Raw genomic sequence first — 19091 nt, 5'->3', positions numbered from 1 at the left:
CGTCTACGCTTTCGGTGCTTCGATGAACAGCAGCGCCACCAACAGGTGCACCACGAGGGCCTGGACGATGACGAGCGCGATGCACGCGCCCATGCGCCAGTCGAGCGCTGAGCGCAGGATGCGCGCAGTCGCGACCAGCGACCATATCGATACCGCGAACAGCAGCAAGAGCACATGCGGTGGTGGCAACTCCCCCTGCGTTTGCGTTGCCGCGAGCCTGGCGAGTGGCACGGCAAGCGGCGTCAACAACACCTGCAAGCCGAAGACCGCACTGGTAGTCTGCAGCATGCGTTCGGGCCGCTGTACGATTTGGAGCAGGATACGCAACCAGATCAGCGTCAGGACGACGTCGATGGCCAGCGGCCCCAGCCATTGCTCCTGGGGTACGCCTGCGATCGCGCTGGCAAGCGCCATAGCGCCGCAGTAGGCGAGGATAGTAAGCCACTGCAGGGCATTCGATGCGGGCAGGTCCTCCGGTCCGCGTCGCAAGAAGGCAATTCCGAGGTAGAGTCTCAATATATCCAGCATGACTGCGATCATCACACAAGCCGATGCGCTCGGGGAACTTTGCGAGCGCCTGTCCGGTTGCGAGCGGATCGCGCTCGATACGGAATTCATGCGCGAACGTACCTACCGGCCGCAGTTGTGTCTGGTGCAACTGCACGCACCCGCCCTGGCAGCGCCTGCGCTCGTCGATCCGCTGGCGCTCGCCTCGCTCGAACCACTGGCGCAATTGTTGCAGGCGACAGCGGTGAGAAAGGTCCTGCACGCTGCCCGACAGGACCTCGAGGCGCTGTGGCCACTTGCGAAGCCGGTGCGCGCCGTGTTCGACACTCAGCTCGCAGCCGCGCTCGGTGGCGCACCGCCCCAGGCGGGATATGCGACCCTGGTCGAGCAGTATCTCGGGCTGCGCCTCGCCAAGGCTCATACCCGCACCGACTGGGCTTCCAGGCCGCTGCGCGAGGAGCAACTGCATTACGCTGCCGAGGACGTATTGCACTTGCTACCACTTGCGGATGCGCTGCTCGAGCGATTGCAACGCCTCGGTCGCCTGCCCTGGCTCGACGAAGAACTCGAAACTGCGCATGCCGGCCTCGACATCGTGCAGGACCCGGACGAGGCCTGGCGGCGGATCAAGGGTCTCGGGTCGCTCGATCCGGATCGCCGGCGGCTTGCAATACGCCTCGCCGCATGGCGCGAACGGGAAGCCGATGAACGCAATCGTCCGCGCAACTGGATTCTGGACGATGCCGTGTTGCGCGCCATCATTACCGATCCGCCCCGGACAGCGGCCGACGTCATGGCATTGCAGGGCCTCGGCGAGCGGCACGCCGGGAAGCTGGCGCCTGCGCTGCTGGAGATCATCGCAGCATCCGCATTGCCGGCGAAGCTGCCGCCCACGCCGCGCTCGGCCCGGCCCGATGCCGCATTCACTCAGCTCGTGAAGCGCTACGCGCAGGTCGTCCGCGACATCGCCGCGCAACAAGAGCTGGCACCGGAACTGCTGGCGACGCGCCGCGATCTGGAACGACTGGCGCAGGGCGATCGCGACATCGCTGCCCTGCGCGGCTGGCGGGCAGGGCTTCTCGGCAACGCGCTCGCCGCTGCCGGCTAGTCGGTGCCGATCGCCGACAGTACCCGCGAGGTCACTGTCTCCACCGCTGCATCGGCATCGATGCGACGCAGCAGCCCGCGTGCCGCGTAGTAATCGACCAGCGGGCGGGTTTGGGTGTCGTAGACCGACAGGCGTCGCCGCACGGTCTGCTCATTGTCATCCGGCCGGGTGATGAGCTCGGGCCTGTCGTTGCAGCGCTCGCAGTGCGGCGGCGTACCGGGGGGCGCAAAATGAATGTTGAACACGCGGCCGCAGGTTGCGCAGCTGCGCCGTCCGGACAAGCGCCGGATCAGCTGCTCGCTGTCAACCTCGAACAGCAACACCGCGTCGATGGGTTTGCCAATCTCGGCCAGCAGGCCGTTGAGCGCCTCTGCCTGCACAATGTTGCGCGGAAAACCGTCGAGAATGAATCCCCTGGCTGCGTCGGGCTCGGCAAGACGGTCCCGTACCAGCGCGAGGATGGTCGCATCATCGACCAGCTTGCCTTCGGCCATGATGGCCTCGGCCTTCAGTCCGACCGGCGTACGCCGCGCCACGGCCGAACGCAACAGATCGCCGGTGGAAATCTGTGGCACGCCGAAGCGTTCGATGAGCAATTGCGACTGGGTTCCCTTGCCTGAACCAGGCGGCCCCAACAGAACGATATGCATGACAGCTGGAGATTACCGGACCGAATGACGCGCCCGCAGGCGCACGGGCGGGCACAGTACCGATGGCTGGCCCATACGTCAAACCAGGCGGGGTTTATCCGATATTATTCGCATCTTTGCCGTTTTCCCCGCGCCGGCCCGGCGACAGCAATTGAAGGATCCAACATCGTGGCCAGAGCAAAACCGCGCAACGCTTTCTATGCACAGTCGGGCGGCGTGTCCGCCGTCATCAACGCCTCCGCCTGCGGAGTGATCGAAACCGCTCTCAAGGCCCGCCCGCGCATAGGCACGATCTTCGCGGGGCGCCATGGCATTGTCGGCGCCCTCGAAGAGGATTTGATCGACCTGCGCGATGAGTCACGGGCAACCATACGCGGACTGATGCACACGCCCGCAGGCGCCTTTGGCTCGGCGCGATTCAAACTGAAGGGCCTGGACAAGAATCGCGCCGAATACGAACGGCTGATCGATGTGTTTCGCGCACACGACATCGGCTATTTCTTCTACAACGGCGGCAACGACTCCATGGACACGGCGCACAAGGTGTCGCAACTCGGCGAGTCTCTCGGCTATCCGATTACCTGCATTGGCGTACCGAAGACTGTCGACAACGACCTGCCCCATACCGATTGCTGCCCCGGATTCGGCTCGGTGGCCAAATACGTCGCCGTCTCGACGCTCGAAGCCTCGCTCGACGTCGCCTCGATGGCGCGCACGTCGACCAAGGTATTCATACTCGAGGTGATGGGCAGGCACGCGGGCTGGATCGCGGCGGCGGCCGGACTTGCCGGCAACAAGCCGGGCGACGCGCCGCACATCATCCTCTTCCCCGAGGTCGCGTTCGAGCAGGAGAAGTTCCTTGCCAAGGTGCGCCAGACCGTGATGCGCCATGGCTATTGCGTGATCGCCGTTTCCGAAGGCGCCGCCTATGGCGACGGCCGCTTTCTCGCCGACTCCGGCACGACCGATGCGTTTGGACACAAGCAGCTCGGCGGTGTCGGTTCGGTCATCGCAACCATGGTGCGCGACAACCTCGGCTACAAGTATCACTTCGCAATCGCCGACTATCTCCAGCGCGCGGCACGCCATATCGCCTCGCGTGTGGATGTCGAACAAGCCTATGCCGTCGGCCGCGCGGCCGTGCAGCTCGCCTTGCGCGGCAAGAACGCCATCATGCCAACGATCGTGCGCCGCTCCTCGCGTCCCTATCGCTGGAGCATCGGCCATGTGCCACTGGAGGAAGTGGCCAACAAGGAAAAGAAACTGCCACGCAGCTACATCACCAATGACGGCTACGGCATCACGGCGGCCTGTCGACGCTATCTCGAGCCCCTGATCGCGGGCGAGGACTATCCGCCTTATCGCAACGGCTTGCCGCGCTACGTGCGCATCCAGGGCAAGGCCGTACGCAAGAAGCTGAAATCGCGCTTTACGGTGTAGCGAGCCGGCGCCCGGCCGGGGCATCGATCGCCACCGATTTGATCAGCGCGTAGACCGGTTCGCCCTCGGCGAGACGCATGTCCTCGCAGGCGGCACGGGTGATTGCGGCCAGGAGCGTCGCGCCCTCGCAATCGAGTTCCACGAGCATCACCGCGCGGTCCCGCTCGCTCAGGCGCCGGATGCGGGCGGCAAGGACGTTGCGCACGGAGATGGCACGAGGCACTTCGCGGGCGAGTATCACGTCGTTGGCGGGAACAAAAAGTCGCAGCGTCTCGCCGGCTGCCAGGGCCGCGTCGGCGAGCTGCAGGGATTGCCGACCGACAGCGACACTCGCGCGCCCTTCGCTCTGGCGCAGAACGCGACCATGCAACAGGCTTCCAGCATCTTCGCGCGCAGCGAGCCAAGGCACGCCAGCGTGGCCGAACAGCTCCTCGCAGCGCCCGTGGGCAACGATACGGCCGTCGTCGATCAGGAGCAGATGGTCCGCAAGACGCAGTACCTCGGCCTGGCTATGGGTGACATAGAGCATGGGCACCGTAAACTCGCGCTTGATCCGCTCGATGAAGCTCATGATCTGCGAGCGCAATGGCGCCTCGAGCGCCGCCAGCGGCTCATCGAGCAGCAGCAAGCGCGGCTGTGCCAGCAATGCGCGGCCCAGTGCGACGCGCTGGCGCTCGCCGCCCGACAATTGCTGCGGCCTGCGGCCGAGGAGCGGCGCGATCGCGAGCACTTCGATGACCTGCTCGCGTTGCACGCGCAAGGGCCGCTGGCGCAATCGTGATGCGCCGAAATCGAGATTGCCTGCTACGCTCAGATGCGGAAAAAGCCGCGCGTCCTGAAAGACCCAACCGATGCCGCGCCGATGCAACGGGTGGTTGATCCGTGCCGCCGAGTCGAACCAGGTCTCGCCATCGAGACTGACGCTCCCCGTAGCGGGTTCGAGCGCGCCGGCGATGAGCGCAAGCGCCGTACTCTTGCCGGCGCCCGATGCCCCGAACAACGCCGTGACGCCCTGCGCAGGCGAGCAAAAATCGAACTCGAAGCGCCGCGCTCCGAGTGACCGGAACACCTTGACGGCGAGCATCAGCGTCCGCTCCAGCGTCGCGAAATCCGCGCGAGCGCCTCGGCCGCAAGCAATGCGGCCAGTGCGATCAGCAGGGCCACGATGGCGAGGCGCAGTGCCACGGCTTCACCGCCCGGGACCTGCAGCGCACTGTATATCGCCAGCGGCAGCGTCTGCGTCTCGCCGGGAATGTTCGCGGCAAAAGTGATCACCGCACCGAATTCGCCGAGCGAAATTGCAAAGCCGACCACGAGCGCTGCCAGTATGCCCGGAAGCGCCATCGGCAGGCTGATATGGACGAAACGATCGAGCGCACCCGCGCCGAGCGAACGTGCGGCGAGCTCGAGCCCGGGGTCGATCGCCTCGAAGGACAGGCGGATCGCACGCACCATGATCGGAAACGCGACGATGCCTGCCGCAAGCGAGGCACCCGTCGAAGTAAATGGCAGTCGAAGATCGAACCAGCGTTCGAGCCAGCCGCCGATCGGCGTACCGATCCCGAACACGAGCAGCAGGCAGTACCCCACCACGACCGGCGGCAACACCAGGGGCGAGTGGACCAGCGCGTCGATGACGGTCTTGCCGAAGAAGCGGCCGCGCGCTAGCAACCAGGCTGTTGCAATCGCCAGCGGCAGGGTGAAGGCGACCGCGCGCGCACCAACGATGAGGCTGACCCGCAGCGCCTGCCACTCGCCTGCGCCGAGCCAATCAGCCGGGAACATCGAACCCCAGGTGGCGATAGATTTCGAAGGCGCGTGCACTCACCAGCTCATCGTACACGCGAAGCGCCGCGGCACGCTGACCGGTACGGGTCATCGCAACCTGGTAGCGCACGGGCGGATGTGTTTCGGGCGCAAAGCGTGCGAGTACGCGCACGCGCGGCTCACGCAAGGCATCGGTCGTGTAGACGATGCCAAGCGGCGCGGCACCACGCGCTACGAACTCGAGTGCAGCGCGCACATTGTCGGCCGGCGCCAGACGCTGTGCCAGCGCTTGCCACAATGACAACCGTTGCAGGGCGATGCGCGCGTAGCGACCGGCAGGGACATGCAGCGGATCACCCAGCGCCAGCCGGCCATTCGCCCCGAGCGCCTGCAGGAGCGACGCGGCATCGTCGAGGCGCACGCTCGCATCGCTCGTTGCACTCGCGATCAGGACGAGGCCTGTGCCGAGCACGCTGCGCCTGGAGTCCGTGGCGATCAAATCGCGGCTTGCGAGATAGTCCATCCACTCCTCGTCTGCCGACCAGAATATGTCGGCTGGCGCGCCGGCAGCGATCTGCCGCGCCAGGAGCGACGAGGCTGCGAAGGAGAACCGGGTTGGCGGCAGCCCCGTAGCGGCCGCCGTCGCCTGTTCGAGCGCCTCGGTCAACGAAGCAGCCGCATAGACCAGTACGGCTGGTTCCGCCGCTGCGAGCGCCGGGCCGGCGACCAGGCCGCCGAGGCAGGCTTCCAGCACCCTGCGGCGGCTGACGGACGAGGCGGTCATCGTGCTATAGTGCGCGGCCTTTTGGCTGCGGGCCCGCCGTTCGGCGGGCCCCGCATGAACAACTACAACTGATTGATTTTTCGGGAGAAGCCCCATGGATGCCTCGACGTGGCTGTGGCTTGCAGTAGCCGCCGGCCTGATTGCCGTGCTTTACGGCGTTGTATCGATCATGTCCATTCTCAACCTGCCGGCCGGCAGCGCGCGAATGCAGGAAATCGCAGCCGCAGTGCAGGCCGGCGCGAAAGCCTATCTCAATCGCCAATACAGCACGATCGGCATCGTCGGCGTCATCCTCTTCCTGGTGCTGGGCCTCGGCCTCGGTGACTGGCCGACCGCCGGTGGTTTCGCCGTCGGCGCCGTGCTCTCGGGCCTTGCCGGCTATATCGGCATGAACATCTCCGTGCGCGCCAACGTGCGCACCGCGGAAGCTGCGAACAAGGGCCTCAATGCCGCGCTGCAGGTCGCATTCAAGGGCGGTGCGATCACCGGCATGCTGGTCGTGGGCCTGGGACTCCTTGGCGTTGCGCTCTACTACAAGCTGATGGCCCCGGCGGTCGGCAGCGATCATGCGCTGCGCTCGCTGGTCGGGCTCGCCTTTGGCGGCTCGCTCATTTCGATTTTCGCGCGCCTCGGCGGCGGCATCTTCACCAAGGGCGCTGACGTCGGCGCCGACCTGGTGGGCAAGGTCGAAGCGGGCATTCCCGAAGATGACCCTCGCAATCCCGCGGTCATCGCCGATAACGTCGGCGACAATGTCGGCGACTGTGCCGGCATGGCGGCGGACCTCTTCGAGACCTATGCCGTGACGGTTGTCGCCACCATGCTCCTCGGCGGCCTGATGCTGCAGGGCGCCGGCGAAGCGGCGATCATCTACCCGCTCGCGCTCGGCGCCGCATCGATCATCGCCTCCATTGTCGGAACCTTCTTCGTCAAGGTGCGCGACGGCGGCAAGATCATGAACGCGCTCTATCGCGGCGTCATCGTCTCGGGCGTGATCGCGGCCATCGCGTTCTATTTCATCACCCGCGAGATCATGCCGGACAACGTCATGCCGATGTTCTATTGCACGCTGATCGGCCTCGGCCTCACGGCGGCAATGATCATCATCACCGAGTACTACACGGCGACCGAGTACGCGCCGGTACGCACGGTGTCGCAGGCATCCGAAACAGGACATGCCACCAACATCATCGCCGGCCTTGCCGTGTCGATGAAGTCCACGGCGCTGCCGGTGCTTGCGGTGTGTATCGCCATCTGGGCGTCGTACTCGATGGCGGGCCTCTACGGCATTGCGGTCGCGGCCACCGCGATGCTGTCGATGACCGGCATGGTCGTCGCACTCGACGCCTACGGCCCGATCACCGACAACGCCGGCGGAATCGCCGAGATGTCGGATCTGCCGAAAGCCGTACGTGACATCACCGACCCGCTCGATGCGGTCGGCAATACCACCAAGGCCGTGACCAAGGGCTACGCCATCGGTTCGGCCGGCCTCGCGGCGCTGGTGCTGTTCGCCGATTACACCCACAAGCTCGAGGAGACAGGCAAGCTGGTGCAGTTCGAACTGTCCGATCCGGCCGTGATCATCGGCCTGTTCATCGGCGGTCTCGTACCTTACCTATTCGGCGCAATGGCGATGCAGGCGGTCGGCCGGGCCGCAAGCAGCGTGGTCACGGAAGTGCGCCGTCAATTTCGCGAGATCAAGGGCATCATGGAGGGTACGGCGAAGCCGGAGTACTCGCGCGCCGTCGACCTGCTGACACGCGCGGCCATCAAGGAGATGATCGTGCCGTCCTTGTTGCCGATACTGGTGCCGGTGGTCATCGCGTTCGGCATGAACTGGCTGATGGGTCCCGGTGCCGGCATACGCGCGCTCGGCGGACTGCTGATCGGCACCATCGTCACGGGGCTGTTCGTCGCGATCTCCATGTGCACCGGCGGTGGCGCCTGGGATAACGCCAAGAAATATATTGAGGAAGGCAATTTCGGCGGCAAGGGTTCCGATGCGCACAAGGCTGCGGTCACCGGCGACACGGTCGGCGATCCGTACAAGGACACCGCGGGTCCTGCCATCAACCCGCTCATCAAGATCATCAACATCGTGGCGCTGCTGCTGGTGCCGCTGCTGTGATCGGCCACCGCCGCAACGACGCGTAGTTTCGATGTCGGCGCGCGCGAGTATCGGCACGGGGCTCTATCTGGCCTGTGCCGCGCTCGCCGCCGGTGGCGCGACGGGGCCGCCAGTCGATGGCCGCGCGCTGTCCGATGAGCGCGACGGCCGTAACTGGGCTTCATACGGACGCAGTTACAGCGAGCAGCACGCCTCCCCACTCGACCAGGTCAACAGGCGCAACGTCGGGCGCCTCGGGCTCGCCTGGTCGCTCGACCTGGCGGATGTACACAATGGTGCAACCGTGCCCCTCGCGGTCGACGGCACCATTTATTTCACGGTCGACCAGAGCATCGTGCACGCGGTCGATGCGCGCAGCGGCAAATTGCTGTGGCGTCACGATCCGCAGGTGAGCAAGATCGCCGGCCAGAAGCTACGCATTACCTGGGGACCGCGCGGCATAGCCTACTGGCGGGGGCGCATCTACGTCGGCACGACCAGCGGTCATCTGCTGGCACTCGATGCAGGCACCGGCGAGGAAGTGTGGCGCGTACTCACGGTGAACGAGAACGACCAGCGCACCATCACCGGTCCCCCGCGTGTATTCAACGACTTGGTGATCATCGGCCATGCCGGCTCCGAGTACGGTCCGTTACGCGGCTATGTGACGGCCTACGATACCGCTACCGGCAAGGAACGCTGGCGTTTCTATACCGTACCGGGCAATCCCGCGGACGGCTTCGAGAACGACGCCATGGCGATGGCGGCACGAACCTGGAGCGGTGAATGGTGGCGATTCGGCGGCGGCGGCAATGTCTGGAACGCGATGACCTACGATCCGAAATTCAATCGGATCTATCTCGGCACCGGCAATGGCACGCCGTGGAACCGCAAAATACGCAGCCCCGGCGGCGGTGACAACCTGTTCGTCTGTTCGATCGTGGCGCTCGATGCTGATACGGGCGAATACCAGTGGCACTATCAGACCGTACCGGGCGAGAGTTGGGATTACAACTCGGCCATGGACATCACGCTCGCGCGCCTGCGCATCGCCGGCAGGATGCGTGACGTTATCCTTCATGCGCCCAAGAATGGATTCTTCTATGTCATCGACCGCAAGGACGGGCGCCTGCTTGGCGCGGAAAAATTTGCCAAGGTAACCTGGGCGGAACGCATCGACCTGACCAGCGGACGGCCAATCGAGGCACCGGGCGTGCGCTACGAGAACGCGCCCGCACTCATCTACCCAGGCGGCATCGGTGCGCACAACTGGCAACCGATGTCATTCAACGCGGCCGTCGGCCTTGTCTACATACCTACCCAGACCATCGCCGGTCTATACGACGACAGCGGCATCGATCGCGCTCGATACCGTATGGTGCCAACGGAAATCAATCCGGGCATCGGCGATTTTCTCCAGGATGCACCACCGGATGCCGGCAGCAGCGAACTCATCGCATGGGACCCCATCGGACAACGGCGGGTTTGGGCTGTAACAACCCCCGGCCTGTGGAATGGCGGCACCATGACCACGGCGGGTGACCTGGTCTTTCAGGGCCAGGCGGATGGTCGATTCAATGCCTACGATGCGCGCAATGGCAAGCGCCTATGGTCTTTCGATGCGCACATGGGCATCAGCGGCGCGCCGATCAGCTTTCTGGCGGGCACCCGGCAATACATCGCGGTCGTTGCGGGTTTCGGAGGCGCGGCGCCGGCGTTCCTCGGTTCGCTTGCGGCGCAGCACGGCTGGCGAGCCGGCGCTCATCCGCATCGCCTGCTGGTCTTCACGCTCGATGGCAAGGCCCGGTTGCCCGGCACGCCACCGCCGGCGCAGGCCGTCGCCGTCGACGACCCCACGATGCAAATCGATTCGGGTAAGGCCGAGCGAGGTGCCGTACTCTATGCGCGCAAGTGCACGACCTGCCACGGACTGGCAGGCGTTGCCGGCGGCTTCGCGCCCGATCTGCGCGCCTCGCCGGTCGCGCTATCAGCCGCAGGATTTGCTTCGGTTGTTCGGGGTGGCGCACTCGAGCTGCGCGGCATGCCCGCCTTTGCGGAACTCGACGAGGATGCGCTCGAATCGATACGCCACTATCTGCGCCAACGGGCGCGCGAGTCGTTGGGGGAGCGCCGGCCGTAATGCCGTGGTGCGTGCTTGCTCGCGCTCAGGCGGCGCTTTTCAATGGTTGCGGTCGGCCGATCGCATAGCCTTGCACGTAGTCGAAACCGGCCTGGCGCACGGCGTCGAGCGCCGCTGCGTCCTCGACCTGCTCGGCGATCACCTTGAAGTGCATGGTCCTCGCGAGCTCGATCATCGCGCCCACCATTGCACGGCTGACACTGTCGCGGGCAAGATTGCGGGTGAAGCTGCCGTCGATCTTCAGGTAGTCGATCGGCAGGTTCTTGAGGTTCGAGAAAGAGCCCACGCCCGAGCCGAAATCATCAAGCGCGAACTCGCAGCCGATGCCATGCAGTACGCCGACGAAGCGCCGCGCATGCTCGAGATTGGCTACCACGGCCGATTCGCTCATTTCAAAACAGACTTGCTGGGGCGCCACGCCCGTGCGATCGAAACACTCGACGACGAACTCGAGGAATTGCGGATCGGCGATGGTCTGACCCGAGACATTGATCGCAACCGAGCGGTCGGCCGGCAATGCAATGAGCTCGCGGCTGAGGGCCGACAGGGTCGTCTGCACGACCCAGCGGTCAACCAGTCCCATCAGGCGATAGCGCTCGGCGGCACGTACGAATTCGAGCGGCGCGATGGCCTCGCCATTGTCGTCCTTGAGCCTGACCAGCACCTCGACGGCCGGACCATCCTCGCAGAGCTGATCGACCCGCTCGATCTGCTGCGTGTTGAGTTCGAAGCGACTGTCGCGCAACGCCGATTGCAGGCGCTGCAACCACTGGATCTCGCCGGTTTGCCGCGCCAGCGCTTCATCGCGCGCCGAGTAGACGGTAACACGACCCGCGCCCTGCTTCTTCGCTACATAGCAGGCTGAGTCGGCGGCCGAGAGGGTTTCTTCCGCGCTGCCGGCCTCGCGACCGATTTCCACGAGGCCGATGCTCACGCCGACATTGAAAATCCGGTCTTTCCATACGAATCGGTAGTCGGCGATCTTGCGGGTCACGTCATCGGCGATCTGGCGCGCCTTGTCGAGCGGGCAGCCGACCAGCAGTATCGCGAATTCATCGCCGCCGACACGCGCGACCGTATCCGAGTCGCGCACGCAATCCTTCATGACCTTGGCCAGTTCACGCAGCATGCTGTCGCCCGCAAGGTGACCGCTGGTGTCGTTGACCAGCTTGAATCGATCGAGGTCGAGATAGCAAAGCACATGGTGCGCTTCATTGCATCGCGCCGCTTCGATGGCATCGGCGAGGCGGTGATCGAATTCGGCACGGTTGATGAGCCCGGTCAATGCATCGTGGGTCGCCTGGTAGGACATCTGCCGTACCAGACCGCGTTGTTCGGTGACATCTTTCAGAAGCAGCACGACACCACTTGCCGAAGTGCTGCCGTCGCGCGCCATTGGCCAGGCGCTGAACTCGACGGCGCGCTCGGCGCCGTTTCCGAGGCGAACCACAAAGGCGCGCCTGCCGATGATTGCGGTGTTCTGCGAGAGCGCCTGCAATACCGGCTCGCCCACCATACGCCGGTCGGCAGCGTCGGCCAGCGACAGGGCTTCGTCGATGCGCCGGCCGAGGGCATCGCTCGCCGCGCCATTCATCAACTTCAGCGCCGCCGGATTGGCATAGGCGATGCGACCATCACCATCGAGAGTGACGACAGCCTCGCCTATGGCTTCCAGGGCGAGGGCGCCCGTGTTGCCAGGCGATGCTGGCGCAGCAGCCTGAACCAGCGCGGGCATGGAGCGCGTCTCGACGACCTCGACCCCCGTGATCAGCAGCGCGTTGTTGCCTTCGAAGTCGATGGGCGTCGTCGTGATCTCGAGTCGGCTCAACTGGCCTTGCATGCCGACCATTTCAATTTCATAGCGAGGGGCGGCCTCGCGCCCCGCCAGCCGCGCCGCCAGGTTGTCGGCGACGAGCTCGCTGTATTCCGGCGCGACGAGGTCCTCGAGCCTGCGACCGACCAGGTCGGCGCGATCGACTCCAAGCAGGCTCGCGAACTGGCGATTCGCGTACAGGATGATCTCGCGATGCACCAGCACGGCTTCGTGGATGCGATCGCCGAGCTCAGCGAACAGCGCGGGCTGCTGGCGCTGCCGGTCGGTGGCCGTCGCAACACGGCCGAGCAGATGATTGACCGCGGTTTCGAGTGCGGCAAGCGCGGGCTGGTCCGACGACACATTGATGCGCTCGGTGAGCTTGCCGCCAACGGCAACCCGTTGCAGCTCGCGCGACATGCGCTCCACCGCGCGAATCTGGCGGCGCTGCAGAAAATAAAGTACGGCCAGCAGCACCACGGCGATGATGGCCACCACCAGTGCCAGGCTCGCAAGCCCGAGGAACGACATCGTCAAGAGTGAAGCCTCTTGTTCACCACCAGGGGTGATGACCTTGTTGTTGTATCAGCGGCAAACACCGCTGGTTTGTCACAAGAAGAATAGCTGAGTCCGTCGCGGAACCCCATGTGCATTAACCATATGATCCTAAGGGCGGCGCCGCTTGGCAGACAGGCCGAAAACCCGTACCTTTGCCTGCCGCATCCTGGGTCAGAATAAGTCCAATTGTAGGAGCATTATCTCATGCTGGTCGAAGCGGCCCGTGAACAGATGATTTCGCAGCAGGTGCGCGCCTGGGAGGTACTCGACGACGCGGTCCTGACAGCCATGCGGCGGGTACCGCGCGAGCGTTTCGTGCCCGGGGAATTCGCGAGTGTTGCCTTTGCCGACACGGCGATCCCGATCGGCCACGGTGAACACATGCTCGCGCCCAAGCTGGTTGGGCGCATGCTGCAGGTCCTGCAGCTGCGTGGCGATGAACAAGTGCTCGAGATCGGCACGGGGACGGGCTATGTCACCGCGCTCCTTGCCAGATCGTGCCAAATGCTGCGCAGCATCGAAATCCACAGCGACCTCGCAACAACGGCGCGCGCGAATCTCGCTCCATTCGATTACCGCAATGTCGATTTCGTCACCGGCGATGCCTTCGCGAGCGAACTCGGCGGACCCTATGACGTCATCGCCGTGACCGGTTCGCTACCGCTGCCGGACCGCCATTTTCGCGAGCATCTCGCGCCGGGCGGACGCATGTTCGTCATCACGGGTCGCGCGCCGCTCATGACCGCGCAGCTCGTCCGTCGCGGCAACGACCAGGATTTCGCCAGCGAAGACCTGTTCGAAACCTCGGTCGATACCCTGCGCAACGCGCCCGAACCTGCAGCCTTCGAGTTCTGAGATGACCGTTACCGAAATTTCACCGCTTGAACTCAAAGAACGACTCTCGGGGACAACCTTGCCCGTCCTCCTCGATGTGCGCGAGCCATGGGAACTCGACATCATGCGCCTCGCGGATATCATCAATATTCCGATGAACGACATCGGCAAGCGCGTGCCGGAACTCGACCCGGCTCGCGAGGTCGTAGTGATTTGCCGGTCCGGCGCGCGCAGTTACAGCGTCGCGCAGTGGCTTGCGGCGCAGGGATTTCAACGAGTCGTCAATCTGGCGGGCGGCATGCTCGCCTGGCGGGCACAGGTCGATCCGTCCCTGCCAACCTATTGAATCGACATCGAACAACAGTTATAGTGTTGTATAACAGTATATCAAGAGACCGAATCATGAGATTCCTGCTGCCTGCCATCGCCCTGGTGTTACCTCTCACAACCCCGGTCCACGCAGCGGACCTGCTCGCCGTATTCCAGCAGGCCAAGGCAAACGACCCGCTGATCCGCGAGGCGGACGCCACACGCCTGGCCAATCGGGAGGCGCGGCCGCAGGCGCTGGCGGGGCTTCTGCCGCAGATCGCCGGCTCCGCGAGCCGCACCAAGGCCGACAGCTCATCGACCGGTCAGCGACCGCAGGAAATCGAGCAGCCGGCGGGCTCGGGTAATTTCGTGGTGTTCAACTTCGTCGGCTCAAGCGACTCGAAGCCCGAGACCGATCGCTGGAGCATCGACCTTCGCCAATCGGTCTTCGCCTGGGAGAACTGGGTTGCGCTGAAGCGCGCCAACAAGCAGGTTGCCCAGGCCGAAGCCGATTATGCCGCGGCCGAGCAGGACCTGATTTCCCGCGTCGCCTCGCGTTATTTCGACGTGCTCGCCGCCAAGGACAACCTGCAGGCCCAGGAGGCAGCGCGCGATGCCTTCGCGCGCCAGCTCGAGCAGGCGGAGAAGCGCTTCGAAGTCGGTCTCATCGCAATCACCGATGTCCAGGAAGCCAAGGCCGCGCGCGACAACGCGGCAGCCCAGGTGATCGCTGCCAAGCGACAGCTGTCGAGCACCGAGGAAGCCCTGCGCGAAGTAACCGGCAGCGAATACGATCTCCTGGCCGCCCCGCGTACCGACATGCCGCTTGCCTCGCCCGATCCGGCCGATGAAAACCGCTGGGTCGAGGTCTCCATGGAGCAGAATCTGGGGCTGATTTCGAGCCGCCTGGCCGCGGACATTGCACGCGACGATGTGCGCGCCGCCTTCGGCGGCCACCTGCCGTCGATCGATCTGGTCGCGAGCCGCAGCAACACCAACCAGGAATCCACTGTCAATTTCGCGAGCGGCAACAGTGGCATATCCACGAGCGACTCGAACGACAAGTCGGTCAGCCTGCAATTGTCGGTGCCTATATTCTCCGGCGGCGCAGCCCAGTCCCAGGTGCGTGCATCCCAATACCGCTGGATCGCTGCCAAGGAGCGTCTCGAGCGCACGTCGCGTGCAACCGAGCGCCAGGCACGCGATGCCTATCTTGGTGTCATCAGCGAGATCAGTCGCGTGCAGGCGCTGCGCCAGGCCCTGGAATCCAGCCGCACTGCCCTCAAGGCGACCGAAGCGGGCTACGAGGTGGGCACCCGAACGGCGGTCGACGTACTCGATTCGCGCCGGACACTGGTGCAGGCGGAGACCAACTATCTGCGCAGCCGCTACGACTACATCAACAACGTCATCAATCTGCGGCTGGCCGCCGGCACCTTGAACGAAGAGACACTCGCAGAGATCAACAGCTGGTTGAGCGAGACCGCGCCGGAAGCGCCATCACCCTAGCGATCGCCGCGCGCGTCTTCCGGCGCCTCGACGAGACCGCTGTCGATCACCGGCCGGATCACCTGCATCAGCCGGTCGACCGTACCCCGATTGGCATTCACCACCGCCTGCGCGGCGGCGCCGCGAGCATCGCGCGCTGCGGCATCTCCCAGCAATTCCCCAAGCCGCTGCGCGAGTTCAGTCTCGTCCGTGACCACGACTGCGGCAGCCGCATCGAACATCAGTTGCGCGATATCCGCCGAGTTGAAATTGTGCGGACCGGTCAGGATGGGCTTGCCGAGCGCAGCCGGTTCGAGCAGATTGTGTCCGCCGATCGGGATCAGGCTGCCGCCGACGAAGGCAACGTCGGCCGCTGCGTAGAAGCCGGCGAGCTCGCCCAAACTGTCCAGCAAAAAGACTTCACAGTGATCGTCGGGCTGCTCCTGCCTGCTGCGGCGTGCGAAACGCACTTGTTCGCTCCCGAGCCAGCGCGCAACCTCCTCGAAGCGATTCGGATGACGCGGCGCCAGTAGCAAAAGTGCGCCGGGCAACGCCGCTCGAACGGCACGATGCGCCTGCAACACCTTTTGCTCTTCCACATCGTGGGTACTGCCGGCGATCCAAACCGGCCGGGTCGCGGCGCAATCGGCGCGCCATTGTCTGCCCGCCGCCGCCGCGGCCTGCGGTACCTCAACGTCGAACTTGATGTTGCCAACGACGTGCGTGCGCTCCGGGTTGGCGCCGATCTGGCGGAAACGCTCGGCGTCGGCCTCGCTTTGGGCGGCAATCACGATGCCATGCGAGAGCGTCTCGCGGAACAACCGCGCCAGCATCCGGTAGCGGCCGACGGACCGCGGCGAGATGCGCGCGCTCGCGAGCAGCAAGGGCACGCGCCGGCGTCCACATTCGTGATAGAGGTTCGGCCACAACTCGGTCTCGAGAATGATCGCCGCGCGCGGCCGCGCGCGGTCGAAGAACCGCCGCACGGCACCCGGCAGGTCGTAGGGCACGAAGCGAAGCTCGATGCTCTCGCCAAAGAGCGCCCGAGCGCGTGCGGCACCGGTGGGAGTCACCGTGGTCAGCAACACCGGCGCACGCGGATAGTCCGCAATCAGCCGTCGCACCAGTGGCGCAGCTGCTTGCACCTCGCCGACCGATACCGCGTGCAGCCAGATCGTCGATGCCTCGGCAATCTGCGGGCCAAAGCCGAAGCGCTGCGGCAAGCCCTGCCAATAGCTGCGGTCGCGCAGACCGCGCCACAGCATGACAGCGAGCACCAGCGGCGCCGCGAGGTAGGCAAGGACAATGTAGAGGATGCGCACCGCGGGGCTCAGCCGGTCGCGGCTGGCGCTATGGCGATGGCGCGCTCACGGTAACCTGACAGCAATGCATGCCAATCCGCCTCGGTAAAGCGCGCGCGCGGCAATTGCATGGCGATCTTCTCGAGCGAGCGCCGCAAACGCACGATGGTGACGTCGCACCACAGGCCGCGCCGGCGCAGACGGCCACGGTCGAAATCGATCAGGAAAACCTGGTTGCCCGACTCGCGCAGCAGAATGTTGTGCGCATTCAGATCCGCGTGCTCCACGCCGAAGTCGTGGAACTGGCCTATGCAACGACCTATGGCCACCCAGCGATCGAGCGCAAGGCTGCCTTCATGGAGCGACTGCGCGAGGGACTTGGTGTCGAGCAGGCGTTCGGTCAGGAGATCTCCGGTGTAATGCCTGCCCTGGCGCTGATAGCGCGCTGCAACCGGAGCAGCGACCGGCAGACCGGCGCGGCGCAGGTGATAGGTCAGATGCCACTCATCGAAAGGACGCGTGTTGTACTCGCCCGACCAGAGGTATTGGTCTTCGCTCACGCGCGCCATGAGCCCGCCGCGTCGATAGTGGCGCAGCACGAAGTGCCGGTTCGCGGCCTCGATGAACAAGGTCTTGCCGCGCCCGCGCGCCTCACCGCTCACTTCATTGCGCGCATGCCAGAATCCCGGATCGAACCACAGCGGCGTCAAATTGCTGGCACGGGATACGTCGTATAGCATGGCGCCGCCGTTTATGACGACTCGCCTCACTTCCGGGCCGGTTGTCCAAGCGCGGCGCATCGATACACTCCAATAGCCAGATGTCCGAGACTCCAGAATTCATCGCCGCGACAATCCCCGCAAGCATTTGCCTGCTGCGACTATCGGCAATCGGCGATAGCTGCCACGTCCTGCCCCTGCTCCATTGCCTGCGGCAGGCCTGGCCCAACGCACAGATCACCTGGATCATCGGCCGTACGGAGGCGAGGCTGATGAGCCTGCTACCGGAGGTGGAGTTTATCATCGTCGATAAACGCGGCGGACTTGCTGAACTGCGCCGACTGCGACGCGTCCTGGCCAGCCGTCGCTTCGACCTGCTATTGCACCTGCAACTGGCATTGCGCGCGAGCATTGTCTCTTCCCTGGTCCGCGCCCGGGTTCGCCTCGGTTTCAACCGCGCGCGGGCGCGTGAGCTGCAATGGCTGTTCACCAACGCATCCATCGCCGCACGCGAACGCCAGCACGTGCAGGACTCGTTCATGGAGTTCGCGATCGCGCTCGGGCTCGCGCCACCTGCCCCGCCCGTCTGGCCACTTGTGCCCAGCCAGGCGACGCGCGAGCGCGCGAGCGCACTGATCGCTGACGGTGTGCGGGTCCTGCTCATCAATCCCTGCTCGAGCCATGAGCTGCGCAATTGGCATGCAGCCGGCTACGCTGCCGTCGCCGATCATGCTCATCGGCAACACGGCATGACCGTGATGCTGGTGGGTGGGTCGTCGTCGGCGGAGCGGGCGATGGCAGAGCGCATTGCCGCCGCCGCCACGACACCAGTACAGAACCGAATCGGCGCCGATGACCTGCCGCAGCTGCTTGCGCTCCTCGAGCGCGCTACGGTGCTGCTCTCTCCCGATTCCGGGCCCGTCCACATGGCGACCATCACGGCGACACCGGTCATAGGCCTTTATGCAGCAACCAACCCCGCGCGCAGTGGTCCCTACCGGTCGCGGCAATGGTGTATCGACCGTTACGGCGAAGCCGCGCGGCGTTTCCGGGGCAAGCACGCCGATGCTTTACCCTGGCATTGCAAGATCGAGGAGCCTGGCGTAATGGATCTGATCACGGTCGCTGATGTCACCACCCAGCTCGACAAACTGCTAGGATCGAGGCAATGAAGGAGCTGCTGGTGCCGGTTTCACCCGGCGAATTGCTCGACAAGATCACGATTTTGCGTATCAAGGCCATGCGCATCACCGATACCGACAAGCTCGCGAACGTGCGCCATGAGCTGCAGCTCCTCGAGCGCACCTGGCATGGCGCCGGCAATTCGGGCGACTCGCTCGCGAAAGAGGCCGCGGCACTTCAGCGTGTCAACGAACGACTTTGGGACATCGAGGACCGATTGCGCGAGCTCGAAGCCCGTCGCGACTTTGGTCCGGCGTTCGTCGAGCTGGCGCGCGCCGTATATGTCACCAACGACGAGCGCGCGGCCATCAAGCGACGCATCAATACCGCACTCGGCTCTGTGATCGTCGAGGAAAAATCCTACCAGGCCTACTGACGGGG

General features: G+C 64.8%; 17 protein-coding genes. 9 read left to right on the top strand and 8 right to left on the bottom strand.

Annotation, left to right across the window (positions count from 1 at the left end):
* Positions 1-3: 3 nt before the first annotated feature.
* Positions 4-528, bottom strand: coding sequence for a hypothetical protein (locus R3E77_03705; GenBank protein MEZ5498521.1), 525 nt, complete (start codon positions 526-528; stop codon positions 4-6).
* On the opposite strand from R3E77_03705, the gene rnd reads away from it, so the two are divergent.
* A complete protein-coding gene (rnd, locus tag R3E77_03700) occupies positions 527-1615 on the top strand; it encodes a ribonuclease D (protein ID MEZ5498520.1) in 1089 nt (362 codons plus the stop codon). The two genes, R3E77_03705 and rnd, sit on opposite strands and share 2 nt — an antisense overlap.
* On the opposite strand, the gene R3E77_03695 is transcribed toward rnd, so the two are convergent.
* Positions 1612-2265, bottom strand: coding sequence for an adenylate kinase (locus tag R3E77_03695; protein MEZ5498519.1), 654 nt, complete (start codon positions 2263-2265; stop codon positions 1612-1614). The two genes, rnd and R3E77_03695, sit on opposite strands and share 4 nt — an antisense overlap.
* A 168-nt stretch (positions 2266-2433) precedes the next feature.
* On the opposite strand from R3E77_03695, the gene R3E77_03690 reads away from it, so the two are divergent.
* Positions 2434-3705: a 6-phosphofructokinase gene (locus R3E77_03690; GenBank protein ID MEZ5498518.1), complete on the top strand. Its 1272-nt coding sequence runs from the start codon at positions 2434-2436 to the stop codon at positions 3703-3705.
* Here the strand turns inward: R3E77_03690 and modC are convergent.
* Genes modC through modA form a run of 3 tightly spaced genes read right to left on the bottom strand, consistent with a single transcriptional unit; the run spans position 3695 to position 6256 of the window.
* Positions 3695-4789, bottom strand: a complete 1095-nt coding sequence (modC, locus tag R3E77_03685; protein ID MEZ5498517.1) for a molybdenum ABC transporter ATP-binding protein — start codon at positions 4787-4789, stop codon at positions 3695-3697. The genes R3E77_03690 and modC overlap by 11 nt on opposite strands.
* On the bottom strand, positions 4789-5490 hold the full coding sequence (modB, locus tag R3E77_03680; GenBank protein ID MEZ5498516.1) for a molybdate ABC transporter permease subunit: 702 nt from the start codon (positions 5488-5490) through the stop codon (positions 4789-4791). The genes modC and modB overlap by 1 nt, the downstream gene beginning before the upstream one ends.
* Positions 5477-6256: a molybdate ABC transporter substrate-binding protein gene (gene modA, locus R3E77_03675; GenBank protein ID MEZ5498515.1), complete on the bottom strand. Its 780-nt coding sequence runs from the start codon at positions 6254-6256 to the stop codon at positions 5477-5479. The genes modB and modA overlap by 14 nt, the downstream gene beginning before the upstream one ends.
* A 94-nt stretch (positions 6257-6350) precedes the next feature.
* On the opposite strand from modA, the gene R3E77_03670 reads away from it, so the two are divergent.
* Both R3E77_03670 and R3E77_03665 read left to right on the top strand, forming a co-directional pair.
* The gene (locus R3E77_03670) at positions 6351-8387 is read left to right on the top strand and encodes a sodium-translocating pyrophosphatase (protein ID MEZ5498514.1); all 2037 of its coding nucleotides are present in this window, start codon (positions 6351-6353) and stop codon (positions 8385-8387) included.
* Positions 8388-8418: 31 nt separating this feature from the next.
* Entirely contained in the window at positions 8419-10506 is a 2088-nt protein-coding gene (locus tag R3E77_03665) for a PQQ-dependent dehydrogenase, methanol/ethanol family (protein ID MEZ5498513.1), read from the top strand.
* 25 nt (positions 10507-10531) lie between these two features.
* On the opposite strand, the gene R3E77_03660 is transcribed toward R3E77_03665, so the two are convergent.
* Positions 10532-12850: an EAL domain-containing protein gene (locus R3E77_03660; GenBank protein ID MEZ5498512.1), complete on the bottom strand. Its 2319-nt coding sequence runs from the start codon at positions 12848-12850 to the stop codon at positions 10532-10534.
* Positions 12851-13081: 231 nt separating this feature from the next.
* Here R3E77_03660 and R3E77_03655 point away from each other — a divergent pair, with 231 nt between their 5' ends.
* The 3 genes from R3E77_03655 to R3E77_03645 are packed head-to-tail and all read left to right on the top strand — an operon-like array spanning position 13082 to position 15529.
* Positions 13082-13732 (top strand): protein-L-isoaspartate O-methyltransferase, encoded by a 651-nt coding sequence (locus R3E77_03655; protein MEZ5498511.1) that lies wholly within the window; start codon positions 13082-13084, stop codon positions 13730-13732.
* 1 nt (position 13733) lies between these two features.
* On the top strand, positions 13734-14057 hold the full coding sequence (locus R3E77_03650) for a rhodanese-like domain-containing protein (GenBank protein ID MEZ5498510.1): 324 nt from the start codon (positions 13734-13736) through the stop codon (positions 14055-14057).
* Between the two features lie 56 nt (positions 14058-14113).
* Complete coding sequence (locus R3E77_03645) at positions 14114-15529, top strand: TolC family outer membrane protein (GenBank protein ID MEZ5498509.1); 1416 nt, start codon at positions 14114-14116, stop codon at positions 15527-15529.
* Here R3E77_03645 and waaA read toward each other — a convergent pair.
* A complete protein-coding gene (gene waaA / locus R3E77_03640) occupies positions 15526-16830 on the bottom strand; it encodes a lipid IV(A) 3-deoxy-D-manno-octulosonic acid transferase (protein ID MEZ5498508.1) in 1305 nt (434 codons plus the stop codon). The genes R3E77_03645 and waaA overlap by 4 nt on opposite strands.
* A gap of 8 nt (positions 16831-16838) precedes the next feature.
* Entirely contained in the window at positions 16839-17549 is a 711-nt protein-coding gene (locus R3E77_03635; GenBank protein MEZ5498507.1) for a 3-deoxy-D-manno-octulosonic acid kinase, read from the bottom strand.
* An 80-nt stretch (positions 17550-17629) separates the two neighbouring features.
* Between R3E77_03635 and R3E77_03630 the strand changes: the two genes are divergently transcribed.
* Both R3E77_03630 and R3E77_03625 read left to right on the top strand, forming a co-directional pair.
* Entirely contained in the window at positions 17630-18700 is a 1071-nt protein-coding gene (locus tag R3E77_03630) for a glycosyltransferase family 9 protein (GenBank protein ID MEZ5498506.1), read from the top strand.
* Entirely contained in the window at positions 18697-19086 is a 390-nt protein-coding gene (locus R3E77_03625) for a DUF6165 family protein (GenBank protein MEZ5498505.1), read from the top strand. The genes R3E77_03630 and R3E77_03625 overlap by 4 nt, the downstream gene beginning before the upstream one ends.
* Positions 19087-19091: the final 5 nt, after the last annotated feature.

It is taken from the genome of Steroidobacteraceae bacterium (assembly GCA_041395505.1).
GTDB lineage: Bacteria > Pseudomonadota > Gammaproteobacteria > Steroidobacterales > Steroidobacteraceae > JAWLAG01.
The sequence above is the reverse complement of the archived record's forward strand: the minus strand, read 5'-3'. Positions and strand labels throughout refer to the sequence as shown.

Coding starts and splice junctions, on each gene's coding strand:
- rnd (MEZ5498520.1), top strand. CDS start 527: ATGACTGCGATCATCACACAAGCCGATGCGCTCGGGGAACTTTGCGAG.
- R3E77_03705 (MEZ5498521.1), bottom strand. CDS start 528: ATGCTGGATATATTGAGACTCTACCTCGGAATTGCCTTCTTGCGACGC.
- R3E77_03695 (MEZ5498519.1), bottom strand. CDS start 2,265: ATGCATATCGTTCTGTTGGGGCCGCCTGGTTCAGGCAAGGGAACCCAG.
- modC (MEZ5498517.1), bottom strand. CDS start 4,789: ATGCTCGCCGTCAAGGTGTTCCGGTCACTCGGAGCGCGGCGCTTCGAG.
- modB (MEZ5498516.1), bottom strand. CDS start 5,490: ATGTTCCCGGCTGATTGGCTCGGCGCAGGCGAGTGGCAGGCGCTGCGG.
- modA (MEZ5498515.1), bottom strand. CDS start 6,256: ATGACCGCCTCGTCCGTCAGCCGCCGCAGGGTGCTGGAAGCCTGCCTC.
- R3E77_03670 (MEZ5498514.1), top strand. CDS start 6,351: ATGGATGCCTCGACGTGGCTGTGGCTTGCAGTAGCCGCCGGCCTGATT.
- R3E77_03665 (MEZ5498513.1), top strand. CDS start 8,419: ATGTCGGCGCGCGCGAGTATCGGCACGGGGCTCTATCTGGCCTGTGCC.
- R3E77_03660 (MEZ5498512.1), bottom strand. CDS start 12,850: ATGTCGTTCCTCGGGCTTGCGAGCCTGGCACTGGTGGTGGCCATCATC.
- R3E77_03655 (MEZ5498511.1), top strand. CDS start 13,082: ATGCTGGTCGAAGCGGCCCGTGAACAGATGATTTCGCAGCAGGTGCGC.
- R3E77_03650 (MEZ5498510.1), top strand. CDS start 13,734: ATGACCGTTACCGAAATTTCACCGCTTGAACTCAAAGAACGACTCTCG.
- R3E77_03645 (MEZ5498509.1), top strand. CDS start 14,114: ATGAGATTCCTGCTGCCTGCCATCGCCCTGGTGTTACCTCTCACAACC.
- R3E77_03635 (MEZ5498507.1), bottom strand. CDS start 17,549: ATGCTATACGACGTATCCCGTGCCAGCAATTTGACGCCGCTGTGGTTC.
- R3E77_03630 (MEZ5498506.1), top strand. CDS start 17,630: ATGTCCGAGACTCCAGAATTCATCGCCGCGACAATCCCCGCAAGCATT.
- R3E77_03625 (MEZ5498505.1), top strand. CDS start 18,697: ATGAAGGAGCTGCTGGTGCCGGTTTCACCCGGCGAATTGCTCGACAAG.